General features: G+C 53.4%; 1 protein-coding gene. It reads left to right on the plus strand.

Going from position 1 to position 367, the window contains the following annotated elements; all coding sequences use genetic code 11:
• On the plus strand, positions 1-256 hold a 256-nt coding region (locus AB2L51_RS15100), incomplete at its 5' end, for a hypothetical protein (RefSeq protein WP_400922639.1).
• Between the last annotated feature and the right edge of the window lie 111 nt (positions 257-367).

The raw sequence follows: 367 nt of genomic DNA on the forward strand, positions 1-367 counted from the left end.
GTTCGAGCGTGTGCTTGCAGAGCGTCTTTACGTCAAACGCAAACTGACCACGGTGTGGAGTGTTCAGTTCACTCCGAACACAACTACAGCTGGCGCGGAAAAGGTAGTGCGAGAGCATGTTGCACTTGCCGCTAGTACCGCAGGAATTCGAGACTACGAGGCGCTGGTTATGGTGAGTGAGCAACAGCCGATTGAGTGGAAGAAGGATGGAACATCCACCGGTCTGCTTGCGGAGGCTCTTCGGCGATATAGCTAAGCAGTAAAGTGCTTCAGGCCCCACTTCGGTGGGGTTTTTCATATCCCGCTATCCCGCATTTCGCTATCGATGAGCCCAACGCAGCTTTTCTATCGCTGCCGCTATAAAGTC

It is taken from the genome of Acetobacter fabarum, from assembly GCF_040702925.2.
Lineage (GTDB): Bacteria > Pseudomonadota > Alphaproteobacteria > Acetobacterales > Acetobacteraceae > Acetobacter > Acetobacter fabarum_B.